Below are 1,645 nucleotides of genomic sequence, written 5' to 3' on the forward strand. Positions count from 1 at the left end.
GCCTTCTTCCCAGTCGCGCTGTGCGCTGCGTGCGAACGCCGCCACGGGAGCGGGGCGGGCCTTGGCGGGTTTGTGGGCTTTGGTGTGCATCGTGACGGCGCGCAGGCACGCCCCATGGGAGGTTGCTGAAATTCTAGGAAGCGCCGCCGCGGCGAAGACCCGGAGATGCGCCCCAGATGCCCGCCAGTTCGCCGTTTGACACACTCTGAAACGTCTTCGCGCCCCCCTCAAGTTTTCGCCGCGAATGCAGATAGAAGGCAGGCTCCCACCCCGTTGTTCGGGGGATCTCGCAGAAATTTTGGCAGCACGGACTCAAGTCTCGAAAGTGGCGGTCCGATAAAGCCTCCAACGGCGACGCAACAACGGCGCCGGGGTCCGGCAGACCAGTGAAGCCGGGCGCAGCAAGCCGCACAACCCCCGGGACGTGCGGTCGTTAAGGCAGAGAAGTGAAGCGGTAGAGAAACCAATCTGCCGAGGCAATGCCGGCGCTCATGCCGGGTCTCAGTTCAACCGTTATTGGAGTTTTTAAAATGGTCATGTCAGTCAACACCAACGTCACGTCGCTGAATGCACAACGCAATCTGTCGACCACCCAGAACTCGCTGTCGACCGCCATGCAGCGCCTGTCTTCCGGCCTGCGCGTCAACAGCGCCAAGGACGACGCCGCCGRCCTGGCGATCTCGGAGCGCATGGGCGCCCAGGTCCGCGGCATGAACGTCGCGATCCGCAATGCCAACGACGGCATCTCGCTGGCGCAGACCGCTGAAGGCGCGCTCGGCAAGGTCGGCGATTCGCTGCAACGCATGCGTGAACTCGCCGTGCAGGCCCGCAACGGCACCAACGGCRACAGCGACAAGGATTCGCTGAACAAGGAATTCCAGCAACTGAGCGCGGAAATCACCCGCGTGCTGGGCGGCACCACCTTCAACGGCATCGCCATCATCGGCGCCAGCGCCGGTGCGAAGGACTTCCAGATCGGTGCCAACACCACGACCAACGACGTCATCACAGTGACGACGACCGACATGACGGCCGATGCCAGCATCACCGCCGTGACGGCCAACACCGTGGTCATCGACAGCACGACGAACTCGGCTTCGCTGAAGACCGTCATCGACAACATCGACGGCGCGATCGACAAGGTCAACAGCGAGCGCGCCATGTACGGTGCGGCGCAGAACCGCTTCGACTCGGTGATCTCGAACCTGCAGACCTCGGTCGAGAACCAGTCGGCTGCCAAGAGCCGCATCACGGATGCCGACTTCGCGTCTGAAACGTCGAACCTGTCGCGTGCCCAGATCCTGCAGCAGGCCGGCACGGCGATGGTGGCACAAGCCAACCAGCTGCCGCAGCAAGTGCTGTCGCTGCTGAAGTAAGCCGCCAGGCTCTGCTTCACAGGCCCCGCCCGGGAAACCGGGCGGGGCTTTTTGCTTTCTGGCGCACGAAAAGGCGGGTCAGACCGGCTCATTTCCCGGTTTAACCCACCTCCAGTTCTCGGAACAATCACTTCCACAGGTTCCTCGCCCGGGATCTGCGGTCCGGATCCACTGAAGGATGCTGACGGGGCGGTGTGCAACAGCACACCTTTCATGTCGGTGGCCAACGGTGATTCGCGCCGGGTCTGACGCAGGGCATTACCCCCCTG

1 protein-coding gene is annotated in these 1,645 nt (G+C 63.2%); it reads left to right on the plus strand.

Translation table 11 applies throughout. From position 1 onward, the window contains the following. The first annotated feature begins 530 nt into the window (after positions 1-530). Entirely contained in the window at positions 531-1,376 is an 846-nt protein-coding gene (locus AC1D12_RS32860; protein WP_477845311.1) for a flagellin domain-containing protein, read from the plus strand. Positions 1,377-1,645 lie beyond the last annotated feature (269 nt).

This window comes from Rhizobacter sp. P1_G5 (assembly GCF_056405435.1).